Source organism: Streptomyces sp. 184, from assembly GCF_045781775.1.
Taxonomy (GTDB): Bacteria; Actinomycetota; Actinomycetes; order Streptomycetales; family Streptomycetaceae; genus Streptomyces.
The window spans coordinates 806,182-830,689 of the sequence record NZ_CP123230.1; the positions used below are offsets into that span (position 1 = coordinate 806,182).

Here is a 24,508-nt window from a genome sequence, read left to right on the forward strand (position 1 = left end):
CGCGTCTTGCGCTGACCAGGGAACTTACCGGGCAGGCCGCGCGTTCTATGCGTGGGAGGGGTCCACTGGAAGGAGACGGCCGACACTTGCGGCGGCAGGCTTTGGAGGGCACACCGTGCACCGGTCGAACAACGGGCTGAAGACAGCCGCGCTCCTCGGCGGCATGTCGGCGCTGATCCTGCTCATCGGCAGCATTTTCGGCCGTACGGGCCTGATCATCGCGCTCGTCGTAGCCGTCGGCACCAACGCGTACGCGTACTGGAACAGCGACAAGCTGGCGCTGCGCGCGATGCGCGCCCGCCCGGTCAGCGAGATCGAGGCGCCGAACCTGTACCGCATCGTGCGCGAGCTGTCCAACCAGGCCCGCCAGCCCATGCCCCGGCTGTACATCTCGCCCACCCAGGCCCCGAACGCCTTCGCCACCGGCCGCGACCCGCGCAACGCGGCGGTCTGCGTCACCGAGGGCATCCTCCAGATCCTCGACGAGCGCGAGCTGCGCGGCGTCCTGGGCCACGAGCTGATGCACGTCTACAACCGCGACATCCTCATCTCCTCGATCGCGGGCGCGCTCGCGTCGGTGGTGATGTTCCTGGTGAACTTCGCCTGGCTCATCCCGAGCGGCGACCGCAACGGCAACGGCCCCGGCCCGTTCGGCATGCTCCTGGTCCTCTTCCTCGGCCCGGTGGCGGCGAGCATCATCAGACTCGCGGTCAGCCGCTCGCGCGAGTACGAGGCGGACCAGACCGGCTCCCAGCTCACCGGCGACCCGCTCGCCCTGGCCAGCGCCCTGCGGAAGCTCGAAGCCGGTACGAAGCAGCTCCCGCTGCCCCCCGAGCCCCGTATCGAGACGGCGAGCCACATGATGATCGCCAACCCGTTCCAGCGGGGGTCGGGCAACATGTCGCGCCTGTTCTCGACGCACCCGCCGATGGCGGAGCGCATCGCCCGCCTGGAGCGCATGGCCGGCCGCACCCCGGGCAACTGACCGGGACACGCGGGCCCGTACCGGATCGCCTGGCCTCGCCTCGCCCCGTGTCGGCCCGCCGCGGTAGCGTGGCCCCCATGTCAGGTGCTTCTTCCGCAGCAGGCTGCGCCGGAGTGACGAGGACGCCCCGCTAGCGGCGGGCGTGCGACTCCACTCCTCTTCCGTACGTTCCGTCGCTCCGTGATCCGACCGGAGCGGCCCTTTGTGCTGCCCGGAACTCGCTTTCCGAGCAACGGAGCTTTCACGTGTCCTCTGGCATTCCTCCCGCGCGCGCGGACGCCGCGTCCCCGGCGCGGGCATGGCCGGTGCTGTGCTGCATGGCCATGCTTCAGTTCCTCATCGCGCTCGACGTGACCGTCGTCAACGTCGCACTGCCGTCGATCGGCGCCCACTTCGGCGCCGACGACCGCCAACTGACCTGGGTCGTCGTCGGATACACCATCACCGGCGGCGGGCTGCTCATGCTCGGCGGCCGGCTCGGCGACGTCCTGGGCCGGCGCCGCGTGCTGCTGTCCGGCACAGCGGTCTTCGGCCTCGCGTCGCTGCTGGCCGGCCTGGCGCCGTCGTTCGCCTGGCTCGTGGCGGCCCGGCTGCTCCAGGGCGCCGGCGAGGCCGTCGCGCTGCCGGCGGCGATGGCGGTGGTCGTGCTCATGTTCCCGGAGGGGCCGCGCCGGTCCCGGGCCCTGAGCGTCTGGGCGGCGGTGGCCAGTTGCGGACTGGTCCTCGGCTTCGCGCTCTCCGGGGTGATCACGGAGCTGCTCGGCTGGCGGTGGATCTTCCTCGTGTCCGTGCCGTTCGTCGCGGCCGTCCTCGCCGCGACGCTGCTGCTCGTACCGGCCGATCCGCCGACCCGCCGCACCTCGACCGACCTACCCGGATCGCTGCTGCTGACCGCGGCACCGCTGCTGTTCGCCCTCGGCGTCGTCGAGGCGGGCGAGGAGGGCGGTACGCGACCGTGGCTGCCGCCCCTCGCACTGGCCGGCGCGGCGCTCGCGGCGATCGCGTTCGCCGCGGTGGAGCGCCGCTCGGCGAACCCCCTCGTACCCCTCGGGTTCTTCCGCAACGGCCCCCGGGTGCGGGCCAACCTGGCGACGGCCCTGCTGAGCGCGGCGCTGTCCACGTCGTTTCTGCTGTTCACGTACTACCTCCAGGACCGCCAGGGCCTCAGCCCGCTGGCGGCGGGCCTCACGATGCTGCCCCTGGCCTGCACGCTGATCGCGGCGTCCGTCCTCGTACCCCGGCTCCTCGGCCGCTGGGGCGCCAGGGCGTGCGCGCTGACCGGAATCGGCTTCACGGCGCTGGCCATGGCGGCGCTCGCGTACGCGACCCACCTCGACGCGGGCCCGCTGGCGATGGTCCCGGCGATGCTGCTCATCGCCGCCGGACTGGGATTCGGGATCATCGGCCTCCAGTACGCCGCGGTGAGCGGCGTGACCGACAGCGACGCGGGCATCGCCTCGGGCGTCCAGCGAGCCGCCGACCAACTCGGCGGGGCCACGGGCGTCACCCTCTACGTCGGCATCGGCTTCGCCCCAGCCCTGAGCGGCACGAACCCGTTCGTCACCAGCAGCGCCCTGGCCCTGACGGGCCTCACGGCGGCGGCGCTGGTCGCCTGGCGCATGAGGGGCACGGCCGCGGTGCCGTAGGACGGGGCGGGGACGGGGGCGGGGAGCCTGAACCACCGCGCTGGTGGGGGAACTCAGCGTCGGCGACGCGGGGGCGGGGACGACGAGAGGAGAAGACCCCGAGGGACCCATCAGAACCCAGGCCCGAAGCCGGAACCTCCCGGCCCTGGCCCCGGCCCGGCACCCACCCCCGTTATCTTCTTCGCGGTCCTGCAAGAGGGCCGCTGGCCTCCGGGTCCGGCATGACTGTTCCCCCCTGTCGAACGGATGACCTGGGGGGTGGTGTCACCGGGCCCGAGAGGCGCCGTTGGAGACGCTGATGAGAGGTCCGACTACCGCCTGGCCTGGTGCAATGCCCGGCCGCCTTGCGGGCGGCAGGTCTGCATAACGTGGATGCGCGCATACGACGCCAACGCCCTGGCCAGCACCGCACGAACCCTGTTCGGGAGGATGGGTTGGACGACATCGACGACGTGGGCGTTTTCCTCGGCCTGGACGTCGGCAAGAGTGCCCATCACGGGCACGGACTCACACCGGCCGGCAAGAAGGTCTTCGACAAGCAGCTGCCCAACAGCGAGCCGAAGCTGCGGGCCGTCTTCGACAAACTGGCCACGAAGTTCGGCACCGTGCTGGTGATCGTGGACCAGCCCGCCTCCATCGGAGCCCTCCCTCTGACGGTCGCCCGGGACGCCGGCTGCAAGGTCGCCTACCTGCCCGGCCTGTCCATGCGCCGGATCGCCGATCTCTATCCGGGCGAAGCGAAGACCGACGCGAAGGACGCCGCGGTGATCACGGACGCCGCACGGACCATGCCACACACCCTGCGCTCGCTGGAGCTCACCGACGAGATCACCGCCGAGTTGACCGTGCTGGTGGGCTTCGACCAGGACCTTGCGGCCGAGGCCACGCGCACTTCCAACCGGATACGCGGCCTGCTCACCCAGTTCCACCCCAGCCTGGAACGCGTCCTGGGCCCCCGCCTGGACCACCCTGCCGTGACCTGGCTGCTGGAACGCTACGGATCCCCGGCCACCCTGCGGAAAGCCGGTCGTCGCAGGCTGGTCGAGGTGATCCGGCCCAAGGCCCCGCGCATGGCCCAGCGGCTGATCGACGAGGTCTTCGACGCGCTCGACGAGCAGACCGTCGTCGTCCCGGGCACCGGCACCCTCGACGTCGTCATCCCGTCCCTGGCCCGCTCGCTCGCCGCCGTCCACGGACAGCGACGAGCCCTGGAAGCACAGATCGGGCAGCTGCTGGAGGCTCACCCTCTTTCCGCGGTCCTGACCTCGATTCCGGGGGTCGCGGTCAGGACCGCCGCCACGCTGCTGGTCACCGTCGGCGACGGCACCAGCTTCCCCACCGCCGCCCACCTGGCCTCTTACGCCGGCCTCGCCCCCACAACCAAGTCGTCGGGGACCTCGATCCACGGCGAACACGCGCCCAGAGGCGGCAACCGGCAGCTCAAACGCGCGATGTTCCTGTCCGCGTTCGCCGCCCTGCACGACCCCGCCTCCCGCACCTACTACGACCGATGCCGGGCACGGGGGAAGACCCACACCCAGGCCCTCCTCCGCCTGGCCCGACAACGGATCAACGTGCTGTTCGCGATCCTCCGCGACGGCACCTTCTACGAACCCCGAACCCCACGCCTCGCTTGACGAAAAACATAGAGGCACCTCCCCGCCCAACCACCGGCTCACCGCCCGCCCGCGCCCGAGCTGGTCACCACGGCCCACACGCACTTGCCCACCCCACGCCGCTTCTCCACCCCCCACCCGTCCGCCAACTCCGCCACGAGCAACAGCCCATAGCCGCCGCTCTCGTCAGGCACCCGAGGCAAAGGCCACGCGTCGCAAGCGTCATGCACCTCGATCCGCACCCCACCCTCCACCGCCAGAAACCGCGTACGAATCTCCCGCCCCGCCGGCACCCGCGCATGCACCACGGCATTCGCCACCAACTCCGACAGGACGGCCACCGCCGCAAACTCCACCGCCCCCAGGCCCCACGCCCCCAACGCCTTCCGCAACTGCGCCCGAGCCAGCCCCACACACCTCCGATTCCGCCGCCACTGCCACACCACCACGTGTTCGTTTTCCGACGCCGTTGTCGTCCTCATGGCCAGCAGCCTCGCTGCCCGGAGATTCGCTGACGATCCCAGCACGGTTACTCACAGTGGGTAACATCACTGAGGTAGCGCCACCGCGGTCACGTGGTGCTGTCTCAACTGGAGCGTCGCCATGTCCAGGTCCGAGCCGCAGCAGCAGTTACCGCCGCGTCTGCTGAACGACGCGGAGATGATCAGGGCGTGCCGGGAGCGGGATTTCTCGCGAGTCTTCCGGCTGGTGAAGCGTGCCGGGATCTATCCCGCGTTGATCGCCCGCCGCTGCGAGCTGACACCCAGCCGCGTCGGAGAGATCGCCCAAGGACAGCGCGTCATCAGGGATATGAACGTCATCGAGCGCATCGCCGACGGCCTGCGCATCCCCGGTCACATGCTGGGACTTGCGCGGCGGGGGTGGGAGGACGAGTCGGCAACTCCGCCGGCACCGCAGCCCTCGGACGGTGACCTCCGGGTCGTGCCCCAGGGGGAAGACTTCACAGACCCGGAATTCGTCTGTGCTCTGATCGGGAGCCAACTCCCTCAGCACTTCACGAGCGCCAACTACTTCGGCGCGCGGCAGCCTCTGGCCACGGTCCTCCACCACGTACGCACCGTCTTGCGCCTGCTGGAGGCCACCAACGGCTCGACGCACCGGCAACTCCTGACCGTGGGCAGCCGAACAGCCGAGTTCCTGGGCTGGCTCTACCAGGACATCGGAAGTATCCGCGCGGCGGCGTACTGGTCGGACCGGTCGATGGAGTGGGCCCAGGAAGCCGCCGACGACCCGATGCAGTCGTACGTACTCTTCCGCAAGAGCAACCAGGCCGCCTCGCAGCAAAGCCCCGAGCGCGCCATCGGTCTGGCCCGGGCGGCACAGCGGATCCCGGGGCTCACACCGGATCTCGTGGCGCTGGCAGCGCAGCAGGAGGCCGTGGGGTACGCGCTGCAAAGCAACCCCAGGGCCGCCCTCGCCAAGTTCGACGAGGCTCACGAACTGGCCGCGCGGCCGATCGCGCACAAGCCCACCGGCACACCCGACACCTCCTACTGCACACCCGCCTACGTCGAGATCCAGCGCGCCAACTGCTGGATCGACCTCGGCCAACCGCGCCGCGCTATCCAGCTCTTCGAGGACGAGATCGCCGCGCTGCCCCAGGTCTACCGGAACGACCGCAGCGTCTACTTCGCCCGCCTCGCCCGCGCCTACGCCAAAGCCGGCGACCCCGAACGCGGCTCCGAGACGGCGACGAAGGCCCTGGCCATCGTCACGCAGACTGGTTCCGCAAGGACACTCACCGAACTGGCATCCGTCGCGGACACGATGGAACCGCAGCGGGACCTGCCCGCGGTGGCGACCTTCACGGAGCGCTACGACCTCGTTCGCGAGCAACTCGCCGACTGGTGAGCGCAGGTGGCGACGGGAGATGCTGAAGCCATGGACGAGCTGATCACGCGGGCCACCTCCGCCGACGAGCGGGAGAGGGGCCCTGTCATCGCGGTTCTGCCCGTGGGCAGCTTCGAGCAGCACGGCGAACACCTGCCGTTGACGACCGACACCGCGATCGCCTGCCTGATCGCGAAGCGGATCGCCGACGATCACGATCTCTTCCTGCTGCCGCCGATCACGATCGCGTGTTCACACGAACATGCCGCCATGGCAGGCACGGTGAGCCTCAGCGCGACCACGCTGTACGCCATGATCAAGGACATCTGGACCTCACTGGACGCCGCCGGAGTCCCGGGCCTGCTGATCGTCAACGGCCACGGCGGCAACTACGTCCTGTCCAACGCCGTCCAGGAGATCAACGTCGTCGCACCCCGGGTGGCCCTCTTCCCCGTCCACGAGGACCGTGCGAAGGCCCGGTCCGACGCGGGTCTGGAGAGCAGCAGCGCCGAGGACATGCACGGGGGCGAGTTCGAGGTGTCGCTCCTGCTCCACGGCGCCCCGCACCTCGTACGCGAGGGAATCGAAACCGACGACCACACGGCCGCCACGCGCCCGCACCTCCTCACCCTGGGCATACGCGGCTACACCACCACGGGCACCATCGGCCACCCATCGTTGGCAACGGCCCCCAAGGGCAAAGCCCTCCTGGACAGCCTCGCGCAATCCGCCGCCACGCACCTGGCACTGCTCACCCGGGGAGGGGGAAGCACGGGACGTAGGGGTACCGGGTCGCTATGACACCGGGACCATCCCCGCGTGTGCGGAGAGCGCACGTCACGAACCGCCGCAGGCGGCCGACACGCTGCTGGTCGTCGAGCGGGAAGGGTCGACCTGTCGGGCGCGTACCAAGCAACTCGTCGAGAACTTGAGCCCACTTGGCGTCGGCAACGCCGACGGACGCTTGATCTCACTCGCGAATCGCTGTGGACTGCCCGGGTGACTCGGACGCTGTACTTCGTCGCTTGCGCCGCTCCGCCTGCCCGCCGACTCCCCATCGGCATCCGCGCCGCGCAGAAGGCTGGTTGGGACGTGTGTCTCGTCCTCACACCGTCCGCCCACCGTTGGAACGCGGATGCCATTGAGGACCTGCGCGATCTGACCGGCCACCCGGTGCGCCACGCCTACAAGCACCCCGACGAACCAGACGTGCTGCCCGCACCGGACGCCATTCTCGTCGCCCCGGCCACCTTCAACGCCCTCAACAAGTGGGTACCCGGGATCTCCGACACCCTTGCCCTCGGCCTGGTCACCGAGGCCATCGGACTCGAACTCCCGCTGGTGGCCCTCCCGTACCTCAACCGCGCCCAGGCCGCCCACCCTGCCCTGGATCAGAGCGTCCGCTTTCTACGGGACAACGGAGGCACCGTGCCCCTCGGAGACGAAGGCTGCGTCCCGCACGAGCCGAAGCACGGAAATCTCGACGCCTACCCATGGCAGACAGCCCTCAACACCCTGCCGTAGGCCCATCGCTGGAGCCGGTGGCCGAGGTGCTGCGCCGAGCGGCGTAGGTCAGGCCGGGCTTTCGCCCGGGGCCTCGACGGTGCGGCGGATCCAGTCCAGGTAGGGCTGGGAGCCGGTGGCCATCGGGATGGCCGTGATCTCCGGGTTGGTCCACGGGTGGTGCTCCAGCAGGTGCGCTTCCAGCTCCGGGTAGCGGCCCGCGGTGGTCTTGAACACGACCTGCCACTCCTCGCCCTCCCCGAACTTCCCCTGGTGCCAGAAGAACGACACCACCGGACCGACCACCTGCACCCCGGCCGCCAGCCGTGCCTTCGTCGCACCCCGACCCAGTGCCACGGCTGCCGCGCGGGTCTCGGTCGCGGTGTAGACCTGCACGAAGTCCTTCATGCCCAAAGGCTAGCGACTCGTAGCCGTTCGACCGGCCTGCACGTGCGGGGAGCACCCTTTCTGAACTGCGGTTTTGCTCTGCTTCTGCCTGGGTTTCAGGCACTCTCGTTGGCCCCCGACCTCCGCCGCAACGGTGAGAACACCGGAGCCTGCGGCCCGGGTCGGGAGGTTCCGGGCCTGCCTCATGCCGCGTCCTCAGACGCGGCGTATCTGCATCACCGCCACCCGGGCGTCATGCCCGTCCACGTACATGGGCACCACCTTCGTCCAGCGCAGCCGTAGTTGGGTGCCGTTCGTGCCCGGGACCCAGCCGATCTGGTCGATCCCGCGGGCGAAGGCGCGCTTCTCGTGGGCGGGCAGGAGCAGCGGCATCGGGTTGCGGTTCACGTCGCCTGTCCAGATCGCCGGGAAGCCGCGGGCGCGCCAGTACCCCAGCACCTCGTCGCGGTGCTTGCGGAAGTGCTGCCGCCACATGTCGGCCCGCCACGCCTCGTGCGGGTCCTCGGTGCCGTTGAACGCCCCCGCCACGTAATGGGTGTTGGCGAAGACGAATCTCGTCCGGGGATCGTCCGCCCGCGCCAGCACGGCCTCGGTGATGACCCGGTGCGGCGAGACGCCCGCCTTGCCGCCGTGGACGAAGGTGACCCTGCGGTCGATGATGTCGTACGCCTTGGGGATCGACATCGGCACTCGGTGGGCGCTGCCGTCGTACTCGAAGATGTTCCGGTAGGCGGTGCCGAAGTACTGGTTGATCCACCCCGGTTCCCGGTTGTCGCTCCCGTCTCCCTCGCCGATCTCCTGCCAGCCGACCAGCGGTGTGGTCAGCCGGCCGTCGATCGTCACGGCGTGCCGGACGTCCCGGATGGCGCGTTCCCGCTGTCCCATGTTCTCGCGCCCGATGTTGGCGGTGACGACGACGAGCCGCTGCCAGCCGTCGGCCGCGTCGGCGCTGTCGGCGGCGGCCAGTGCACCGGCGGTGCCGACGACGGCCGCGCCGCCGAGTCCGAGGGCGCGCCTCCTGGTGATCGCTTGCACGACTTCTCCCTCTGCGAGCTTCGAGTGCCGTATGCGTTCCCTCGGCCGGGCCCGGTCGCTACTGGACGTGGTAACCGCCGGCGTCCAGGCGCAGCGCGCCGTTCACCGGGTAGCGGGGGCCGCCGTCCCACCAGTGCCACACCACCCGGAGGCTGCCGTCGGGGACGGCGAAGACGTCCATGCCACCCGGCCCCCGGTGGTTGCCGGGCAGGCCGCGGTACGGGCCGAGGCCGCCGGAGCCGGTGTAGCCGAAGTACGGGCGTTCCGCGCCGCGGCGAAGGGGTGTGCAGCGGGACGAGGGGAGCGGCGTGGTGCCGCACTCGGCGATGCCCGTGGCGTAGCGGGCGCTGTCCCAGTTGTTGGCGGAGTACATCAGGTACCAGGTGCCGTTGGCCCGCCGCCACATGGCCGGGTTCTCGACGACGTGGGTGCCGCCGCTGGTCCCGCGGGTGTCCCAGGTGATGTCGGTGCTCTTGAGCACGTCCCGGCGGGTGCTCCAGACGGCCCGGCCCTCGCCGTCGGTGCGTACGGTCGAGATGCCGGTCTCGGCGCCGGCCGCGATCGCGTCGTCCCGGTAGGTGACGTACATGGTGCTGCCGTGGACGAGCGGATTCGCGTCGATCGCCCATCGCCCGCCCGGCGGGCAGGACCACTCGCCCGCGCTACGGAACGGGCCCCTGGCGGACGTCGCGACGGCCCGGCCGATGCACTTCTGCCCGGAGCCCTTGCGCGAGGCGGTGTAGAACATGAAGTAGCGGTCGCCGTAACGGGCCACTCCGGGGGCCCAGATGGCGCCGCCCGGCTCGGCCCAGGCGCCCGGTCCGCCGGGCAGCGCGTCGCCCGAGGCGCAGTCGGTCATGCCGACCGTGTTGCCGGAGCCGTGTACGAGTACCGGGACGTAGAGCCGCCCGGTGGCGCCGCCGCACCGCTTCCCGCGGCCGGCGGGCACCGTGGTGCCGTAGGTGACGTACCGGCCGTCCTTCGCCCGCACGGTGTCCGGGTCGGCCAGGGGGAAGGACGACGGGTTCGCCGTGGGCGAGAAGCTGCCGCCGGTGGCGGGAGCCGGTGCTGCCGGCGGGGCCGCGTCGGCGATCGGCGCCGCGACGGCCAGGGCGGTGGCCGTGCTCATCGCGGCGAGCAGTCGGCGGGTACGGGTGCGCACGCTTCTCCCCTGTCGTCGGTGTCACCGCCGATTCAAGGGGGCGCGCATACAAAGCAGATACACGAGCAGATACCCGAGCGGATACCGAGCGGATACCGAGCGGATAAGCGCCGCCGGCGCCCGGAGCCCTCTGTCACCGCGGGGCGGGCGGCCGAGCGTAGCCGAAGCTCTCGTCCGTCGGGACCACTTCGCGGCCCAGGGGCATCAGGGAGATCGGGATCAGCTTCAGGTTCGCCCAGCCGAAGGGGATGCCGATGATCGACAGGAACAGCGGGATGCTCGTGATCAGGTGCCCCAGGGCCAGCCACCAGCCCGCGAAGACCACCCAGATCACGTTGCCGACGAACGACGGCGCCCCCGCGCCCGGCCTCTCCACCGTCGTGCGGCCGAACGGCCACAGTACGTAGCCGGCGATACGCAGCGACGCGACGCCGAACGGGATCGTGATGATCAGGACGAAGCACACCAGCGCGGCGATCGTGTACGCGATGGCCATCCAGATTCCGCAGAAGATCAGCCACAGGACGTTCAAGAGGAGGTTCAAGGGCTTCATGATCGGCACCTCTCCCGGGCTCTGCATCGATGCGGTCCGTCAGGACAAGTATCGGCGTGCGATCGCCCGGGGGGAAACGCAGCGCCCCCCGGGGACGGCCCTGCCCCGCGCCGGCCCGGCGCGGGGCAGGCCCCGGATCAGGCCCGGGGGCAGTCCCCCGGGTCCGGCCCCGAGGCCGAGGTCAGACGCCCGCCGGGGCGCGGTCCTTGTCCACCGACGAGGCCACCCCCGGCCCCGCGGCCGGCGCCCCCGGCTCCGCCGCCCGGCCGCCGCGGCGGCCGTGGATCAGCAGCGCGATCGCCGTGCCCACCGCCACTGCCACCGCGCCGACCCACAGCGCCGGCGTCAGGCCGTCGACGTAGCTCTGCCCCGTCTCGTAGCCGCCCTGGGCGGAGAAGACCGCGGCCAGCAGCGCGATGCCCAGCGCGCCGCCCAGTTCGCGCAGCGCGTTGTTGGCGCCGGAGGCGATGCCCTGCTCCTCGGGGGCGACGCTGGACAGGACGACGTTTGCGGACGGGGCGAAGTACATCCCCATGCCCACGCCGCTGACCGTCAGCGCCGGCAGGATCGAGCCGTACGAGAAGCCGACCTCGACCGCCACCGCCCACAGCACGAGGCCCAGGGCCTGGAGCGCGAGCCCGGCGGCGATGATGGGCCGGCCGCCGATGCGGTCGGAGAGCGCGCCGGCGATCGGGGTGACGATCAGCGGCATCGCGGTCCAGGGCAGCATGCGCAGGCCGGCCTCCAGCGGCGAGTAGCCGCCGACGTTCTGGAGGAACTGGCTGAGCAGGAAGATCGAGCCGAACATCCCGACGAACATCAGCAGGCTCGCCGCGTTGACGGCGGCGAAGCTGCGGTTGCGGAAGAGGCGCATGGGCAGCATGGGGTTCGCGGTGCGCAGCTCGTACGCGACGAAGGCGGTCAGCAGCACCGGCGCCGCGATCAGCCCGGCGAGGACGGGGCCGGCGGTCCAGCCGTCGGCGTTGCCGCGCACGAGGGCGTAGACGAGGCCGAAGAGGGCGGTGCTGGCGAGGACGGTGCCGGGGATGTCGAGGCGGTTGTTGGGGCCGTGGCTCTCGGCCAGCCGCAGCCGGACCAGCGGGAGGAGGGCGATGCCGATGGGCACGTTGAGCCAGAAGATCCAGTGCCACGAGATGTGCTCGGTCAGCGCCCCGCCGACCAGCGGCCCGGACGCGACGGCCAGGCCCTGCACCGCGCCCCAGATGCCCAGCGCCATCCCGCGGCGCGCGGCCGGTACGGCGGCGGAGAGCAGGGTCAGCGACAGCGGCATCAGCAGCGCGGCGCCGACGCCCTGGGCGGCGCGGGCGGCGACCAGGCCGTCGATGCCGGTGGCGAGCGCGGCGGCGGCGGAGGAGGCGGTGAAGATGGCGATGCCGACGCCGAACATCCGGCGGCGGCCGAAGCGGTCGCCGAGCGAGGCGCCGAGCATGAGGAGGACGGCGAAGGTGAGCGTGTACGCGCTGACCGTCCACTCCAGGTCCTCCATGCCGCCGCCGAGGTCCTCGCGGAGGGCGGGGAGGGCGGTGGTGACGACGAGGTTGTCGAGGGCGCCCATGAAGCTGGCGACGCTGGTCAGCAGCAGCGCCCAGAAGGTGGCGCCGAGGCGGCGGCGGCCGTCGGTGGGGTGGGTGGTGTCGGGCATCGTTCTCTCCAGGTAAGTTATTGATCAATAACTTCTGCGGGCATGCCGGGGCCCGCGACGCCGGGGCTCCGGAGTCACCTGTTTACGTACGGGGCAGGGTCTCGGGCCAGAAGCCGTCCCACACCCGGTCCTTCGGCGAGTAGCCGAGGGCGACGAGGGTGTTGATCAGCATTCCGTACGCCAGGAAGGTGGCGGTCGTCTCGGCGTCCCCGTCGAGCGTCAGCAGCGCGAAGTCGTAGAGCTGCTCGGACCAGGCGGCCCGGATCGGCTTGCCGAACTCGTGGTCGCCCGCCGACTCCGCCGAGGCCACCGCGACGTACATCTGCATCTGCATCAGCAGTCGGTCGCGGTCCTCGATCAGCCGCTGGTACGCCACGGCCATCGCCTTCTCCGCCTTGTCCGCCGGCACGTCCTGTGCCGCGGCGCGCAGCACGGCCGCCGTGTCCTCGATGCAGCGGATGGAGGCGGCGAGGAAGATCGCGCGCTTGTTGGGGAACAGGCGGAAGAGGTACGGCTGCGAGACGCCGACCCGCTTGGCGATCGACTCGGTGGACGTGCCGTGGTAGCCGCCGCGGCCGAACTCCGTGATCGCCGCGCGGATGACGCTCTCGCGTCGCTCTTCTGCGCTCATCCTGACCATGGGAAGAAAGTTATTGGCCAATCACTAACTTGTCAAGCGGGGGGCGTGGGGGTCGTACGGACGTGCCGTGTCCCCCGGGCGGCACGCGCCCGTGGGTTCCCGTGCGTTCCCTGTACGTCCCCCGTGCGGCCGGACGGCAGTGCCCCGCCTGGCCGCCCCGTACGCGCCCGCGGACCCGCGGACCCGCCTACGCCAGCCTGACCACGGCCCGCGACATCCCCAGCACCTTCTGCCCGCCGCTGGTCGCCGTCAGGTCCACCCGCACCGTACGCGCCTCGTCGTCCAGCTTCTGCGCGACCTTCCCCGACACCTCGATCACCGCGCCGACGCCGTCGTCCGGCACCACCACCGGCTTGGTGAACCGCACCCCGTAGTCCACCACCGCGCCCGGGTCGCCCACCCAGTCGGTGACCACCCGGATCGCCTCGGCCATCGTGAACATGCCGTGCGCGATCACGTCCGGCAGCCCGACCTCCTTGGCGAACCGCTCGTTCCAGTGGATCGGGTTGAAGTCCCCGGACGCGCCCGCGTAGCGCACCAGCGTCTCGCGGGTCACCGGGAACGACTGCGCCGGCAGCTCCGTGCCGGCCTCGACGGCGTCGTACGCCACCTTCGCCACCATCGGCTCTCAGCCCTCCTCGGCGGCGCGGGCCACCAGCTTGATGATCGTCGTGACCACATGCTCGCCCGCCTCATCGTGCACCTCGCCGCGCACGTCCATGATGTCGTTCCCGGCCATCGACCTGATCGACTCGATCGTCGACGTCACCGAGAGCCGGTCCCCGGCCCGTACCGGACGGCTGTACGCGAACTTCTGGTCCCCGTGCACCACGCGGCTGTAGTCCAGCCCGAGCTGCGGGTCCTCGATCACCTTGCCCGCCGCCCGGAACGCGATCGCGAACACGAACGTCGGCGGCGCGATCACGTCGGGGTGGCCCTGGGCCTTCGCGGCCTCGGGGTCGGTGTACGCGGGGTTCGCGTCGCCCACCGCCTCCGCGAACTCGCGGATCTTCTCCCGGCCCACCTCGTAGGGGGCGGTGGGCGGATAACTCCGGCCCACGAAGGACTGATCGAGCGGCATGAACCCTCCTGTCGCGCGGGCGGGGCACCGCCCCGGCCGCGGCGCGCGGAGCGCCCGGCGGATGCGGGGCGGGAGCGTGCCGGGCGTGGGGGCGTACGGAGCGGGGGAGTGGAGCGTACGGAGCGAAGCGCGGCGAACCCCTCGTCCCGGGTGGGACGAGGGGTTCGATGGCCTGCGATCAGCGGGTCTCGCGGTGCGCCGTGTGGGCGTTGCAGCGAGGACAGTGCTTCTTCATCTCAATACGGTCCGGGTTGTTACGCCGGTTCTTCTTGGTGATGTAGTTCCGCTCCTTGCACTCCACGCAGGCCAGCGTGATCTTCGGGCGGACGTCTGTGGCAGCCACGTGAGTGCTCCTTGACGAACGGACAGGCTTCAACGCAGAAAGCGTAGCCGATCGAAGGTCCGAGCCTGCAATCGGCTACTTGAGGTGAGTAGCGGTGACCGGACTTGAACCGGTGACACAGCGATTATGAGCCGCTTGCTCTACCGACTGAGCTACACCGCTGCGATGCTCTGCACCCCCAGGATAGCGAGGTGCGAACCGCATCAGAGCCCCAAAACGGAATCGAACCGTTGACCTTCTCCTTACCATGGAGACGCTCTGCCGACTGAGCTATTGGGGCGAGCGATGAAGACACTACACGCTGAGCGGCCGAAGGTGAAATCAGTAACCCGCCCCTGACCGCGCCCGGTCGTACGTGTCGAACGCCGCCGGTGGGCCGACCTGCCGGTTGCCGCGCCGGTACGACTTATGCCCTCCTCTGCCCTCCTCCGCGCCGCGCGCGATCGCCCCACCTAGGCTCGTTCGCGCCGTCTGGTGCAGTCTGATCCTTTCCGATCTTGATTGTGCGACTTTGCTCACATCGGGGATGTTTACCCTGACCTGCCCGCAGGAGTCACATGCCCGCCAGCAGTCCTCCGCAGCAGCCCCGGCACGGTTCCGCACCGGGCGGCGACGGCACACCGGTGCTGTGCGGCGCGCGGCTCGCCGACGGCAGGACGGTGGACGTACGCCTCGGGGGCGGCCGGATCCTGGCGGTGGGGACGGCGGGCAGCCTGGCGGGACCGGCGGGCGGGTGCGGGGCGCGGGTGGACCTCGGCGGGTATCTGCTGCTGCCGGCGCCGGTGGAGGCGCATGCGCACCTGGACACGGCGTTGACGGGGGTGGCGGGGGCGGCCGGTGCGCCGGGGGCATCGAGGGCTTCGGGTGCTTCGGGGGCGGCTTCGGGCTCTTCTCCCTCCGCGGGGGCTTCGACGGATTCCTCGGGCTCTCTGGACTCCTCGGGCCTCCTGGAGGCCCCGGGCTCTTCCCCAGGCTCCCCGGGTTCCCGGGCTCCGGGAGATTCCGGGGCTTTCCCCGCCTCCCCGGCCTCCCCGTCCTTCCCGGGTTCCGGTGTCGACGTGCAGCGGCGGGCCGTCGAGGCCGCCCTCCTGCAACTCGGGCACGGCGCGACCGCGCTGCGCACGCATGTACGTATCGGCGGCGGCGCCGGCCTCGACGGCCTCCGCGCCGTGCTCGCCGCCCGGGCCGCGCTGCGCGGGCTCGCCGACGTCGCGGTGGTGGCCGCGCCCCCGGTGCTGACCGGCGTCGCCGGGGCCGGTGGCCGGGCGCTGCTGCGCGAGGCCGTCGCCATGGGCGCCACCGCGCTCGGCGGCTGCCCGGACCTTGACCCGGACCCGGGCGGGTTTGCGGAGACCGTGCTGCGCGTCGCCGCGGAGCACGGGTGCGCGGTCGATCTGCACTGCGACGGTGCGGACCCCGCACGGCTCGACCGGGTGGCGGCGGTGGCGGGGGAAATGCGGTGCGGGGCGGGGGTCGCCGTCGGGCCGTGCGGCGGGCTGGCGCGGGTGCCGTACGAGACGGCGGCGGGGGTGGCGGAGCGGCTGGCCGGTGCGGGGGTGGCGGTGGTGTGTCTGCCGCAGGGGGACTGCGGCGCGGTGCGGGGGGCGAGGAGCGGGGGTGGTGCGGCGCGCGGTGCGGTGCGCGGTGCGGGGGCGCAGCCGTTTGCGTACGCCCCCGTGGGGCTGCTGCGCGCCGCCGGCGTGCGCGTCGCGGCGGGGGGCGGCGCCGTACGCGACGCCGCGAACCCCGTGGGCAGCGGGGATCCGCTCCAGTCCGCGTACCTCCTCGCCGCCGCCGGCGAGGCCGACCCGGCGGCGGCGTACGAGGCGGTGGCCGGACAGGCGCGGGCGGTGCTGGGGCTGCCGGAGGTGCGGGTGGAGGCGGGCTTCCCCGCGGAGCTGCTGGCGGTACGGGGCGACTCGGTCGCGGGGGCGCTGTCGCTCGGGTACAGCCGGATCGTGATCCACCGCGGCCGGGTCGTGGCCCGTACGAGCGCGGTACGGGAGTACTGCGACTCCGGCGCCGCGGACCTGGACCTCCCGCGCCAGGGCCTGCGGCGTACGGCCGGTTGACCTGCGGCGTGGGGCGGGGTGAGGGGCGGCTGCGCGCTGGGTGGGCGACTTGGCGCTGAGGGGACGGCTTCGTGCTGAAGGGGCGGCTTCGGGTTGAGGGGGACGGCTTCGCGTTGAGGGGGCGGCTTCGCGTGGCGATCCGCGGCCCGGGGCCCAACCATCGCCGGCGTTGTCAGAGGAGCCGCATACCCTTGGGCGGGTGTGAGGGGATGTGGGGTCCCGGTCCGTCCGGCTGCCGCACGCCGCGCGTTGACGGCGGTCAGGCGTTAACGTCGGACCCATGCGCATCGTCATCGCTGGAGGACACGGTCAGATCGCCCTGCGGCTGGAGCGGCTGCTCTCCGCCCGGGGTGATGCGGTCACGGGCCTCATCCGCCGCCCCGACCAAGCCGACGACCTGCGGGCCGTAGGCGCCGAACCGGCCGTCTGCGACCTGGAGTCCGCCGCCGTCGACGAGGTCGCCCGGCACCTCGAAGGCGCCGACGCCGCGGTGTTCGCCGCCGGCGCGGGACCCGGCAGCGGCGAGTCGCGCAAGCAGACCGTCGACCACGGCGCCGCCGTGCTCTTCGCGGACGCCGCCGAGGCGGCCGGCGTGCGGCGTTTTCTCGTCGTCTCCTCCATGGGCGCCGACCGCGAGCCGCCGCCCGGCACGGACCCGGTCTTCGCCGCGTACCTGCGGGCGAAGACCGCGGCGGACGACGACGTACGGGCCAGGCCCGGCCTGGACTGGACGATCCTGCGCCCCGGCCGGCTGGTGAACGACGCGGGCACCGGCCTGGTCAACCTCGCCGAGCAGACGGGCCGCTCGGAGGTCGCCCGCGACGACGTCGCGGCGGTGCTGGTCGCTCTGCTGGACGAGCCGCGGACGGCGAAGCTGACGCTGGAACTGGTCGGCGGCGGCACGCCGGTGCTGGAGGCGGTCGCGGCGGTGGCGGGCACGGGAACGGCGTAGAACTCGCCCCCATCGCGGTCCGGCCATCGCGGTCCGCTGGTCACGATCTGCCGATCGCGGTCCGGCCATCGCGATCCTGCCGACCACGGTCCGGGCGTCGCGGCCCCGCCCACCGCGGCCCCGCCCATCGCCGGTCCCGCCTGTTACGGTCCCGACCACCACGTCCCACCCCTCACCCGCTCCCCATCGCCTCCTCCCCATACCGCCACGCGCCCTTGTGCTCCCCGGAGTGCTGTAGTGCGCTGAGCCCCATGGGGAACAGGAGCACCGCCACACTCGTCGCCGCCCTCGCGGCCGGGGCCCTTCTCGCCGGCCCCGCCGGTCTGCCCGGCCCGTCCGCCCACGCCGCGCAACCCGCCCACCAAGCCGCCACCCCCGCCGCCCTCGGCGTCGACCTCGACACCGTCACCATCCCCGAGCTGCAACGCCACATGCACCGCGGCTCGCTCACCTCCACCGCCCTGACCCGCGCCTACCTCCGCCGCATCGACGCCGTCGACCCCAAGCTCAACTCCGTGCTGCGCACCGACCCCACCGCCCTCCGCCAGGCCGCCGCCAGCGACGCCCGGCACCGCCGCGGCCACACCCGCGGCCCGCTCGACGGCATCCCCGTCCTGCTCAAGGACAACATCGACACCCGCGACCTGCCGACCACCGCCGGCTCCCTCGCCCTCGCCGGCGAACCGCCCGCGGACGACGCCGCGCTCGTGACCCGGCTGCGCTCCGCCGGCGCCGTGATCCTCGGCAAGGCCAACCTCTCCGAGTGGGCGAACTTCCGCGCCGCGAAGCCGACCTCCGGCTGGTCGGCAGTCGGCGGCCAGACCCACAACCCGTACGTCCTCGACCGCAATCCCTGCGGCTCCTCCTCCGGCTCCGCCGCCGCGCTGGCCGCCTCCCTGTCGCAGGTCGCGATCGGCACCGAGACAGACGGCTCCATCGTCTGCCCGGCCGGGATGACCGGCGTGGTCGGCCACAAGCCGAGCCTCGGCGTCGTCAGCCAGGACGGCGTGGTCCCCATCTCCGCCGAGCAGGACACCGCGGGCCCGATGGCCCGCAGCGTCACCGACACCGCGCTCACCCTCGCCGCCCTCGCGGAGGACGAGTCGGTACGCGCCTCCCTCCCGTCCGCCGCCGGCCTGACCCGCCCCGGGGCCCTGCGCGGCAAGCGCATCGGGCTGTGGCGGCTGCCCACCCTGGGCCCCGAGGTGGACGCGCTGATGACCCGTACGGCCGGGAAGCTGCGCCGCGCGGGCGCGGAGGTCGTGGAGGTGACGCCGCCGTACCAGGACCGGCTCGGGGAGCTGGAGTTCCCCGCGCTGCTGACCGAGTTCCACCGGGACATCGACGCCTACCTCGCCACCCGCGAAGGCCCGGCCGACCTCGCCGGGCTGATCGAGTTCAACCGCACCCACCCGGCGGAGCAGACCTGCTTCGCCGGCCAGGAGCTGTTCGAGGAGGCGCTCGCCGCCCCGCCGCCCACCGACCCCGCGTACCAGGCGATGCGCGCGGAGCTTGACGACCTGTCGAAGCGCTCCATCGACGAGACGATGGCCGCGTACCGCCTGGACGCCATCGCCGCGCCGACCAACCCGCCCGCCTGGACGACGGACTGCGCGCGCGGCGACAACGACGTGATCCCGTCCTCCACCCCGGCCGCGGTGTCCGGGTACCCGTCGCTGTCGGTGCCGGCGGGCTCCGTCGGCGAACTGCCGGTCGGGCTGCTGCTGATGGCCGGCGACCGGCAGGACGCCGAGCTGCTGACGCTGGGTGCGGCGGTGGAAGGGCGGCTGGACGCCTGGCGGGCGCCGCGGTACCTGCCGACGGTGGGTGACGCGGACTGAGTACGGGCACGGGGGCCGGGGCCGCGGCTCCGGCCTCACCGCTCCCGTAGCAGCTCGGCCAGCGCCGGGAGCACCTGCGAGGACCATCCGCCGCCCATGATCCGGTGGGCGCGGCGCTGGAGGGGGTCGTCGGGGTCGAAGCCGGCGTGGACGAGGAAGAGGCGGGTGCCGCGGCCCTCGGGTTCGAGGGTCCAGGTGATCGTCCAGTCGGCCGCGCCGCCCCCGGCGTCCGCGTCCGCATCGGTGCCGGTGCCGGTGCCGGTGCCGTGGGCGGGGGCGGTGCCGGCGTCGGCCCAGCGGACGCGGAGCATGCGCTCCGGTTCGTACGCCAGGACCTCCTCCGCCACCGTGCCGGAGAAGCCGGTGCCGGGGCGGGGGAGGGCGCGCATGGTGGTGCGGTGGCCGACTTCGAGGCGGAAGTCGCCGGGCATGAGCCAGCGGGCGCGCAACGCGGGGTCGGTGAGGGCCCGCCACACCTTGCGGGGCGGGTGGGGGAGGAAGGTGTCGAGGCGGATCTCGGTGGGGTCGGCGGGCTCGGGGAAGCCGGGGGTGCCGCTCATGACCTCGCGCCGCCGGCGCCGCTCGCGCCGGGGTCCTCGCCGCCAGGGCTGCCCTCGTCCCCGTCCGGGGCCGCGCCGCGGGCGCCGCCCGCGGGACCGCCCGCCTCCGCGCCGCCGGGCTCGGTGTCCCCACCCCCGGCGCCGCCCGCGCCGTCCTCCTCCGGCAGGTCGTCCAGCAGCTCCGCGAGCCCCGCCAGCTTCGCCCGCCAGAACCGCTCGTACGGCCCCAGCCAGTCCCGTACCTCCGTCAGCGGCTCCGCCTCCAGCCGGTAGATCCGCTGCCGCCCCGCCCGCTCCTCGCTGACGAGCCCGGCCTCCCGCAGCACCTTCAGGTGCTCCGAGAGGCTGGGCCGCCGCATGTCGAAGTGCGCCGCCAACTGCTGTACGGGCTGGGGGCCCCCGTCGCGCAGCAGCCGCAGCACCTCGCGCCGTACGGCGCTGGACAGCGCGCCGAAGACGCGGTCCTCGCCGCGGACGGCGCCTGTCGCGGAGGTCGCCGGCTTCGAGGAGGGCGCCGGGGGCGCCGGGGGTGCGGGGCGCGCCGGGGTGGCAGGCACGTCGGCGGTCTCCTTCCTCCCGGGGCGTGTTCCTCCCGGGGCGTCAGCCCTCCGCGGAGAGCATGAACCGGTTGCCGTCGGGGTCCTCCAGCGTCGCCTGACGGCCCCACGGCTGGTCGTCCGGGCCCTCGACCTTAGCGCCCGCGGCGCGCAGAGCAGCGCAGTCGCCGTCGAGGTCGGCGCTGACGAGCGCCGTGCCGTGGACGCTGCCCGGCGTGAAGCCCTGCTCCGCGGCGGCGAGCACGAAGTGCGTCTGCGCGCCCTTGGGCGCGACGGCGAGCCAGCGGACCGGGCCCATCTGCCGGTCGGCGACGACGTCGAAGCCGAGGGCGTCGGTGTAGAAGGTCTTGGCCCGGTCCTGGTCGGCGACGGGCAGGGTCACGAACTGCGCATGGGTGATGTTCATGCGGCCGATGATACGTAGGAAATTTCCTACGTATCAAGTCGGGCCCGGCACCGCGGGCGGCGGCGGGCCGGGCGGCCGGGGGTTCTCGTCCCCCTCGTACGCCGCGAGCGCCGCCTGCCGCAGCTCGAACAACTCGGCCAGATCCACCGCGCCGATCCACTCCCGCGCCAGCAGCACGGTCGCCTTCGCCTCCATCGCGGCCCACGCCTGCCGCGACCACTTGTTCGCCAGCCGCCGCCGCTCGCTCCGCAGGAACGCCGCCCCCGCCGCGAACCCCGCCGAGGCCAGCGTGCCCAGCGCCGCCGGCACCCGCGCGTCCGCGGACGCCAGCGCGGCGGCGCCGGAGACGGCGGCGAGCAGGGCGGCGGGGAAGCCGAGCGCGATGTCGGCCCTGGCCCAGAACTCGGCCCTGCGGTGGGCGAGTTTCTTCTGCCGCGTCGCCTCGTCCCGTAACCGCTCGACCTCGGTACGCAGCCGGTGTACGGGCTCCTCCGGTACGGACGGCGTGCTGCCGCCGGTGGTCGTGGCCATAGTCGATTGCAGCACAACGGCCGCGCTACGGAACTGAGTCGGGGCCACAGTCCTCGGCGCCCCCGCTCGTCGGCTCCCGCCAACGCCGCAGCGCCCCCCGCCCGCGGGCCCCGCCCCCGCCCCCCGCTCACCGATACCTCCGCGTCGCCGCCAGCCATGCCCCCGCCGCCACCGCCAGCACCGCCCCCGCCCCCGCGGCCTCCGCCGTGCCGAGCGGCAGCAGCACCCCGCCGAGCAGCGTCCCGAACCCGATCCCCGTGTAGATCGCCGATGCGTTCAGCCCCACCACGAGCGCCGTCTCCTGCGGTGCCGCGGAGATGAGCCGGTGCTGCTGCGGCGGGGTCTGGCACCAACTGCTCGCGCCCCACGCCACCACCGCCGCCGCCGTCAGCGGCAGGAAGCGCAGGCCCGCCGCGGCCGACAGGGCGATGGCGCCGAGGCCCGCCGCCATCAGCACGTACCCGACGGCCAGCACGCGCACCGCGCCCCAGCGGTCAGTGGCCAGGCCGGCGGCGAAGTTGCCGGCGACCGCCCCGACGCCGTACAGGCACAGCATCCACGTCACCGCCGGGGCGCCGACGCCGACGTCCGCCAGCACGGGCATGGTGTAGGCGTAGACGGTGTAGCCCCCGCCCATGCCGAGCGCGGTGAGCGGCAGCACGGCGAGCACTCCGGGCCGGCGCAGCGCGTGCAGCCGCGCCCGCAGCGGCACCGGCGCCCCGCCGGGCAGCGGGGGCATGACGGCGTAGACCCCGATCGCGCACGCCGCGCAGAGCGCGGCGACGAGCGCCAGCGCCGTACGCCAGTCCATCGCCCGCTCGGCGAGCGTGCCCAGCGGCACGCCCAGCGCGGTGGCCATGGTCAGCCCGCCGATGACGACCGCCAGCGCCCGCGCCCGCCGCTCCGGCGGCGCGAGCGCGGCGGCGACCGCACCGGCGCCGGGCGTGAACGCCGCGGCCCCGGCCGCGGCGAGGACCCGGCTGGCCATGAGCAGGGCGTAGTTCGGCGCGAGCGCGGAGCCGAGGTTGGCGGCGGCGAGCACGAGCAGGGCGCCGACGAGCAGCGCCCGGCGCGGGACGCGGGCACAGGCGGTGGCGAGCACGGGGGAGAGGACGGCGTACGCGGCGGCGAAGACGGTGACGGACTGCCCTGCGGCGGACTCGGAGACCCCGAGCGAGCCGGCCATGGCGGGGAGGAAGCCGGCGACGACGAAGGCGTCGGTGCCGACGGCGAAGGTGCCGAGGGCGAGGACGAGGGTGGCGGAAAGCCCGCGCGGGCCGGCTCCGGGGGCGGCGGCCGTCCCCGCGCCGGCCGTCCCCGCGCCGGTCGTGCCCGCGCCGGTCGTGCCCGCGGGGGCCGTCCCCGCGGGGGCCGTGCCCTTGGGGGGCGTCCCTGCGGCCCGCCTGACCGGGATATCGGACATCCCTGTTCCTTTCCTGCTCGGGATAGGTCTACGGGGGCCACCGCCCCGCTCAGCCGCCCAGCCGGGCGTACTGCCGCCGCGTGCGCTCCGCGCTCGCCCTCGGGGCGGCGGCCATCAGGTCGGCGACGGTCTGCCCGGCCAGCTCGCGCCGCCAGGCCAGTTCGGCGCGGCGCATGGCGGTGGCCACCCCGCACGGCCGCGCGAACTCCCGCTCCGCGCCCCGCCCCCCGTGCCCCTGCTGCCGGATCTCGGTGCAGACGAACGGTTCGAGGGGGCCCTCCAGGGCGGTCACGACGTCCATGAGCGTGATCCGCTCGGGCTCCCGCGCGAGCGCGAACCCGCCGCGCGCCCCGGGCGTGGAGCGGAGGATCCCGGCGCGGGCGAGGGCCTGGAGCCGCTTCTTCAGATACTCCTGCGGCAGGTCGAACCAGACGGCCAGCTTGCGGATGGGTACGGGCCCCGCGTCCCGCAGCCAGGCCAGGGTCAGGCAACTGTGCAGACCCCACTCGACGCCTTCGCCCATGTTCATAAAGGGGATGCTACATGTCCCTGTTCCCATCAGGCCGCCGCCCCCGCGCCGGCCGGCGGCCACCGCCTACGAGACGTACCCCTCGACCACGCGCCTGGCCTCCTCGTACAGATACGGCCCCTCCGCCGGCACCGCCGCCGCGCCCGGCGAGGGCTGCAACTCCCGCAACTGCCCCGCCGACAGCGCGTACACCACCCGCCCGATCCCCGACCGCGTCAGCGCCCCCGCGCACATCCCGCACGGCTCGCAGCTCGTGTACATCGTCGTCCCCGCCGCGGTCGCCGCGTCCAGCTCCCGCGCCGCCCACACCGCCAGCTTCAGCTCGGGGTGCGCGCTGATGTCGGCGTCCACGGCGGTGGTGTTGCGGTCCTCCGCCAGTACGTCCCCGCCTGGCCCCACCAGCAGCGACCCGAACGGCCCGTTCCCCCCGGCCCGCGCCTCCACCGCCAGCTCGAAGGCCCGCCGCAGGAACCGCTCGTCGCCACCGTCCACCGTCACCACTCCCTCGTCCACCACATCACCGACGAAGGGGATTCAACCCGACGGACCGGCCGCGGGCCCGCCGCCACACCCCGGGCGTACGGGACTCACGCCCCCTCGGCGCGCGGCACGCTGCTCGCCGGGGGCACGGCAACCCGGTGCGGCGGGAGCGGGGCGGGCTTCGGGCAGGGCCCGTGGTCGTTGTCCCGCGCCTCGCTGTCCAGCAGCAGGAAGACGAGGAGCACGACTCCGCCGAACGGGAAGAAGCCCACCAGGAGCCACCACCAGCCCGACCTGCCCGCGTCGTGCAGCCGCCGGACGCTCACCGCGAGCGAGGGCAGGAAGGTCACCAGCAGGTAGCTGGTGAAGGCGAACCAGACGGCATCCGACCCGGACGACAGCGCCGCGGCCACGAGGGCGGCGGCCGGAACCAGGGTCAGCAGCATGAACGACCAGAACTCCCGCCGGCGCGCCCGGCCGGTGAAGTCCGCGTACTTTCTGAACGGCAGGAAGCACAGGCCCACAAGACCCTCCCCGGTCGACGCACGGCGACAGGCGAGGGAATCTAGCGGGGGCCGCATGTCTGGACCAGACCTGAGAACGGGGCATTTGGGCCGCGGGATCGGACAGGCGCGTGATTCACGTCACGGTTGTCCGAACGGCCGTCACGG

The 24,508-nt window shown here is 73.0% G+C and carries 27 protein-coding genes and 2 tRNA genes; 9 read left to right on the plus strand and 20 right to left on the minus strand.

Annotated elements, in window-relative coordinates; translation table 11 throughout:
- Window positions 1-115: 115 nt before the first annotated feature.
- The 3 genes from htpX (at window position 116) to QBL21_RS03500 (ending at window position 4,268) form a co-directional block, all read left to right on the plus strand.
- Window positions 116-985, plus strand: coding sequence for a zinc metalloprotease HtpX (gene htpX / locus QBL21_RS03490; protein WP_407560492.1), 870 nt, complete (start codon window positions 116-118; stop codon window positions 983-985).
- A 317-nt stretch (window positions 986-1,302) separates the two neighbouring features.
- Window positions 1,303-2,631 (plus strand): MFS transporter, encoded by a 1,329-nt coding sequence (locus tag QBL21_RS03495; protein ID WP_407566289.1) that lies wholly within the window; start codon window positions 1,303-1,305, stop codon window positions 2,629-2,631.
- A 434-nt stretch (window positions 2,632-3,065) separates the two neighbouring features.
- Window positions 3,066-4,268 (plus strand): IS110 family transposase, encoded by a 1,203-nt coding sequence (locus QBL21_RS03500; RefSeq protein WP_407560493.1) that lies wholly within the window; start codon window positions 3,066-3,068, stop codon window positions 4,266-4,268.
- Between the two features lie 38 nt (window positions 4,269-4,306).
- Here QBL21_RS03500 and QBL21_RS03505 read toward each other — a convergent pair whose 3' ends face one another.
- Complete coding sequence (locus QBL21_RS03505) at window positions 4,307-4,729, minus strand: ATP-binding protein (protein WP_407560494.1); 423 nt, start codon at window positions 4,727-4,729, stop codon at window positions 4,307-4,309.
- 121 nt (window positions 4,730-4,850) lie between these two features.
- Here QBL21_RS03505 and QBL21_RS03510 point away from each other — a divergent pair, with 121 nt between their 5' ends.
- The 3 genes from QBL21_RS03510 (at window position 4,851) to QBL21_RS03520 (ending at window position 7,622) form a co-directional block, all read left to right on the plus strand.
- Complete coding sequence (locus tag QBL21_RS03510; protein ID WP_407560495.1) at window positions 4,851-6,119, plus strand: tetratricopeptide repeat protein; 1,269 nt, start codon at window positions 4,851-4,853, stop codon at window positions 6,117-6,119.
- Between the two features lie 30 nt (window positions 6,120-6,149).
- On the plus strand, window positions 6,150-6,899 hold the full coding sequence (locus tag QBL21_RS03515) for a creatininase family protein (protein ID WP_407560496.1): 750 nt from the start codon (window positions 6,150-6,152) through the stop codon (window positions 6,897-6,899).
- A gap of 198 nt (window positions 6,900-7,097) precedes the next feature.
- Complete coding sequence (locus QBL21_RS03520; protein WP_407560497.1) at window positions 7,098-7,622, plus strand: flavoprotein; 525 nt, start codon at window positions 7,098-7,100, stop codon at window positions 7,620-7,622.
- A gap of 48 nt (window positions 7,623-7,670) precedes the next feature.
- On the opposite strand, the gene cutA is transcribed toward QBL21_RS03520, so the two are convergent.
- The 11 genes from cutA to QBL21_RS03575 all read right to left on the minus strand — a co-directional run bounded on the left by cutA (window position 7,671) and on the right by QBL21_RS03575 (window position 14,766).
- Complete coding sequence (gene cutA, locus QBL21_RS03525) at window positions 7,671-8,009, minus strand: divalent-cation tolerance protein CutA (protein ID WP_407560498.1); 339 nt, start codon at window positions 8,007-8,009, stop codon at window positions 7,671-7,673.
- A gap of 195 nt (window positions 8,010-8,204) precedes the next feature.
- Entirely contained in the window at window positions 8,205-9,044 is an 840-nt protein-coding gene (locus tag QBL21_RS03530) for a hypothetical protein (RefSeq protein ID WP_407560499.1), read from the minus strand.
- 58 nt (window positions 9,045-9,102) lie between these two features.
- Window positions 9,103-10,206, minus strand: coding sequence for a family 43 glycosylhydrolase (locus tag QBL21_RS03535; protein WP_407560500.1), 1,104 nt, complete (start codon window positions 10,204-10,206; stop codon window positions 9,103-9,105).
- 133 nt (window positions 10,207-10,339) lie between these two features.
- The gene (locus tag QBL21_RS03540; RefSeq protein ID WP_407560501.1) at window positions 10,340-10,759 is read right to left on the minus strand and encodes a YccF domain-containing protein; all 420 of its coding nucleotides are present in this window, start codon (window positions 10,757-10,759) and stop codon (window positions 10,340-10,342) included.
- Between the two features lie 181 nt (window positions 10,760-10,940).
- Window positions 10,941-12,422 (minus strand): DHA2 family efflux MFS transporter permease subunit, encoded by a 1,482-nt coding sequence (locus QBL21_RS03545; protein WP_407560502.1) that lies wholly within the window; start codon window positions 12,420-12,422, stop codon window positions 10,941-10,943.
- An 82-nt stretch (window positions 12,423-12,504) separates the two neighbouring features.
- The gene (locus tag QBL21_RS03550) at window positions 12,505-13,053 is read right to left on the minus strand and encodes a TetR/AcrR family transcriptional regulator (protein WP_407560503.1); all 549 of its coding nucleotides are present in this window, start codon (window positions 13,051-13,053) and stop codon (window positions 12,505-12,507) included.
- Between the two features lie 196 nt (window positions 13,054-13,249).
- Window positions 13,250-13,684 (minus strand): MaoC family dehydratase, encoded by a 435-nt coding sequence (locus QBL21_RS03555; RefSeq protein ID WP_407560504.1) that lies wholly within the window; start codon window positions 13,682-13,684, stop codon window positions 13,250-13,252.
- 6 nt (window positions 13,685-13,690) lie between these two features.
- Window positions 13,691-14,143, minus strand: coding sequence for a MaoC family dehydratase N-terminal domain-containing protein (locus QBL21_RS03560; RefSeq protein ID WP_407560505.1), 453 nt, complete (start codon window positions 14,141-14,143; stop codon window positions 13,691-13,693).
- Between the two features lie 178 nt (window positions 14,144-14,321).
- Window positions 14,322-14,486, minus strand: a complete 165-nt coding sequence (gene rpmG / locus QBL21_RS03565) for a 50S ribosomal protein L33 (RefSeq protein ID WP_184775556.1) — start codon at window positions 14,484-14,486, stop codon at window positions 14,322-14,324.
- An 89-nt stretch (window positions 14,487-14,575) separates the two neighbouring features.
- A tRNA-Met gene (locus QBL21_RS03570) sits at window positions 14,576-14,648 on the minus strand.
- Between the two features lie 45 nt (window positions 14,649-14,693).
- Window positions 14,694-14,766 (minus strand) — tRNA-Thr (locus tag QBL21_RS03575).
- 277 nt (window positions 14,767-15,043) lie between these two features.
- Here QBL21_RS03575 and QBL21_RS03580 point away from each other — a divergent pair.
- From QBL21_RS03580 to QBL21_RS03590, 3 genes are all read left to right on the plus strand, one after another.
- Window positions 15,044-16,558, plus strand: a complete 1,515-nt coding sequence (locus QBL21_RS03580) for an amidohydrolase family protein (RefSeq protein ID WP_407560506.1) — start codon at window positions 15,044-15,046, stop codon at window positions 16,556-16,558.
- A 280-nt stretch (window positions 16,559-16,838) separates the two neighbouring features.
- Entirely contained in the window at window positions 16,839-17,510 is a 672-nt protein-coding gene (locus tag QBL21_RS03585) for an NAD(P)H-binding protein (RefSeq protein WP_407560507.1), read from the plus strand.
- Between the two features lie 251 nt (window positions 17,511-17,761).
- Window positions 17,762-19,351, plus strand: a complete 1,590-nt coding sequence (locus QBL21_RS03590; RefSeq protein ID WP_407560508.1) for an amidase family protein — start codon at window positions 17,762-17,764, stop codon at window positions 19,349-19,351.
- 35 nt (window positions 19,352-19,386) lie between these two features.
- Here QBL21_RS03590 and QBL21_RS03595 read toward each other — a convergent pair whose 3' ends face one another.
- From QBL21_RS03595 to QBL21_RS03630, 8 genes are all read right to left on the minus strand, one after another.
- A complete protein-coding gene (locus tag QBL21_RS03595; RefSeq protein ID WP_407560509.1) occupies window positions 19,387-19,911 on the minus strand; it encodes an SRPBCC domain-containing protein in 525 nt (174 codons plus the stop codon).
- A complete protein-coding gene (locus tag QBL21_RS03600; RefSeq protein WP_407560510.1) occupies window positions 19,908-20,468 on the minus strand; it encodes an ArsR/SmtB family transcription factor in 561 nt (186 codons plus the stop codon). Before QBL21_RS03600 ends, QBL21_RS03595 begins: the two co-directional genes overlap by 4 nt.
- Window positions 20,469-20,511: 43 nt before the next feature.
- The gene (locus QBL21_RS03605) at window positions 20,512-20,874 is read right to left on the minus strand and encodes a VOC family protein (RefSeq protein ID WP_407560511.1); all 363 of its coding nucleotides are present in this window, start codon (window positions 20,872-20,874) and stop codon (window positions 20,512-20,514) included.
- A gap of 33 nt (window positions 20,875-20,907) precedes the next feature.
- A complete protein-coding gene (locus QBL21_RS03610; protein WP_407560512.1) occupies window positions 20,908-21,420 on the minus strand; it encodes a hypothetical protein in 513 nt (170 codons plus the stop codon).
- Window positions 21,421-21,532: 112 nt separating this feature from the next.
- Window positions 21,533-22,828, minus strand: coding sequence for an MFS transporter (locus QBL21_RS03615; RefSeq protein ID WP_407560513.1), 1,296 nt, complete (start codon window positions 22,826-22,828; stop codon window positions 21,533-21,535).
- Between the two features lie 49 nt (window positions 22,829-22,877).
- On the minus strand, window positions 22,878-23,357 hold the full coding sequence (locus tag QBL21_RS03620) for an RrF2 family transcriptional regulator (RefSeq protein WP_407560514.1): 480 nt from the start codon (window positions 23,355-23,357) through the stop codon (window positions 22,878-22,880).
- A 66-nt stretch (window positions 23,358-23,423) separates the two neighbouring features.
- The gene (locus tag QBL21_RS03625; protein ID WP_407566290.1) at window positions 23,424-23,849 is read right to left on the minus strand and encodes a nucleoside deaminase; all 426 of its coding nucleotides are present in this window, start codon (window positions 23,847-23,849) and stop codon (window positions 23,424-23,426) included.
- A gap of 95 nt (window positions 23,850-23,944) precedes the next feature.
- Entirely contained in the window at window positions 23,945-24,361 is a 417-nt protein-coding gene (locus QBL21_RS03630; protein ID WP_407560515.1) for a DUF805 domain-containing protein, read from the minus strand.
- Between the last annotated feature and the right edge of the window lie 147 nt (window positions 24,362-24,508).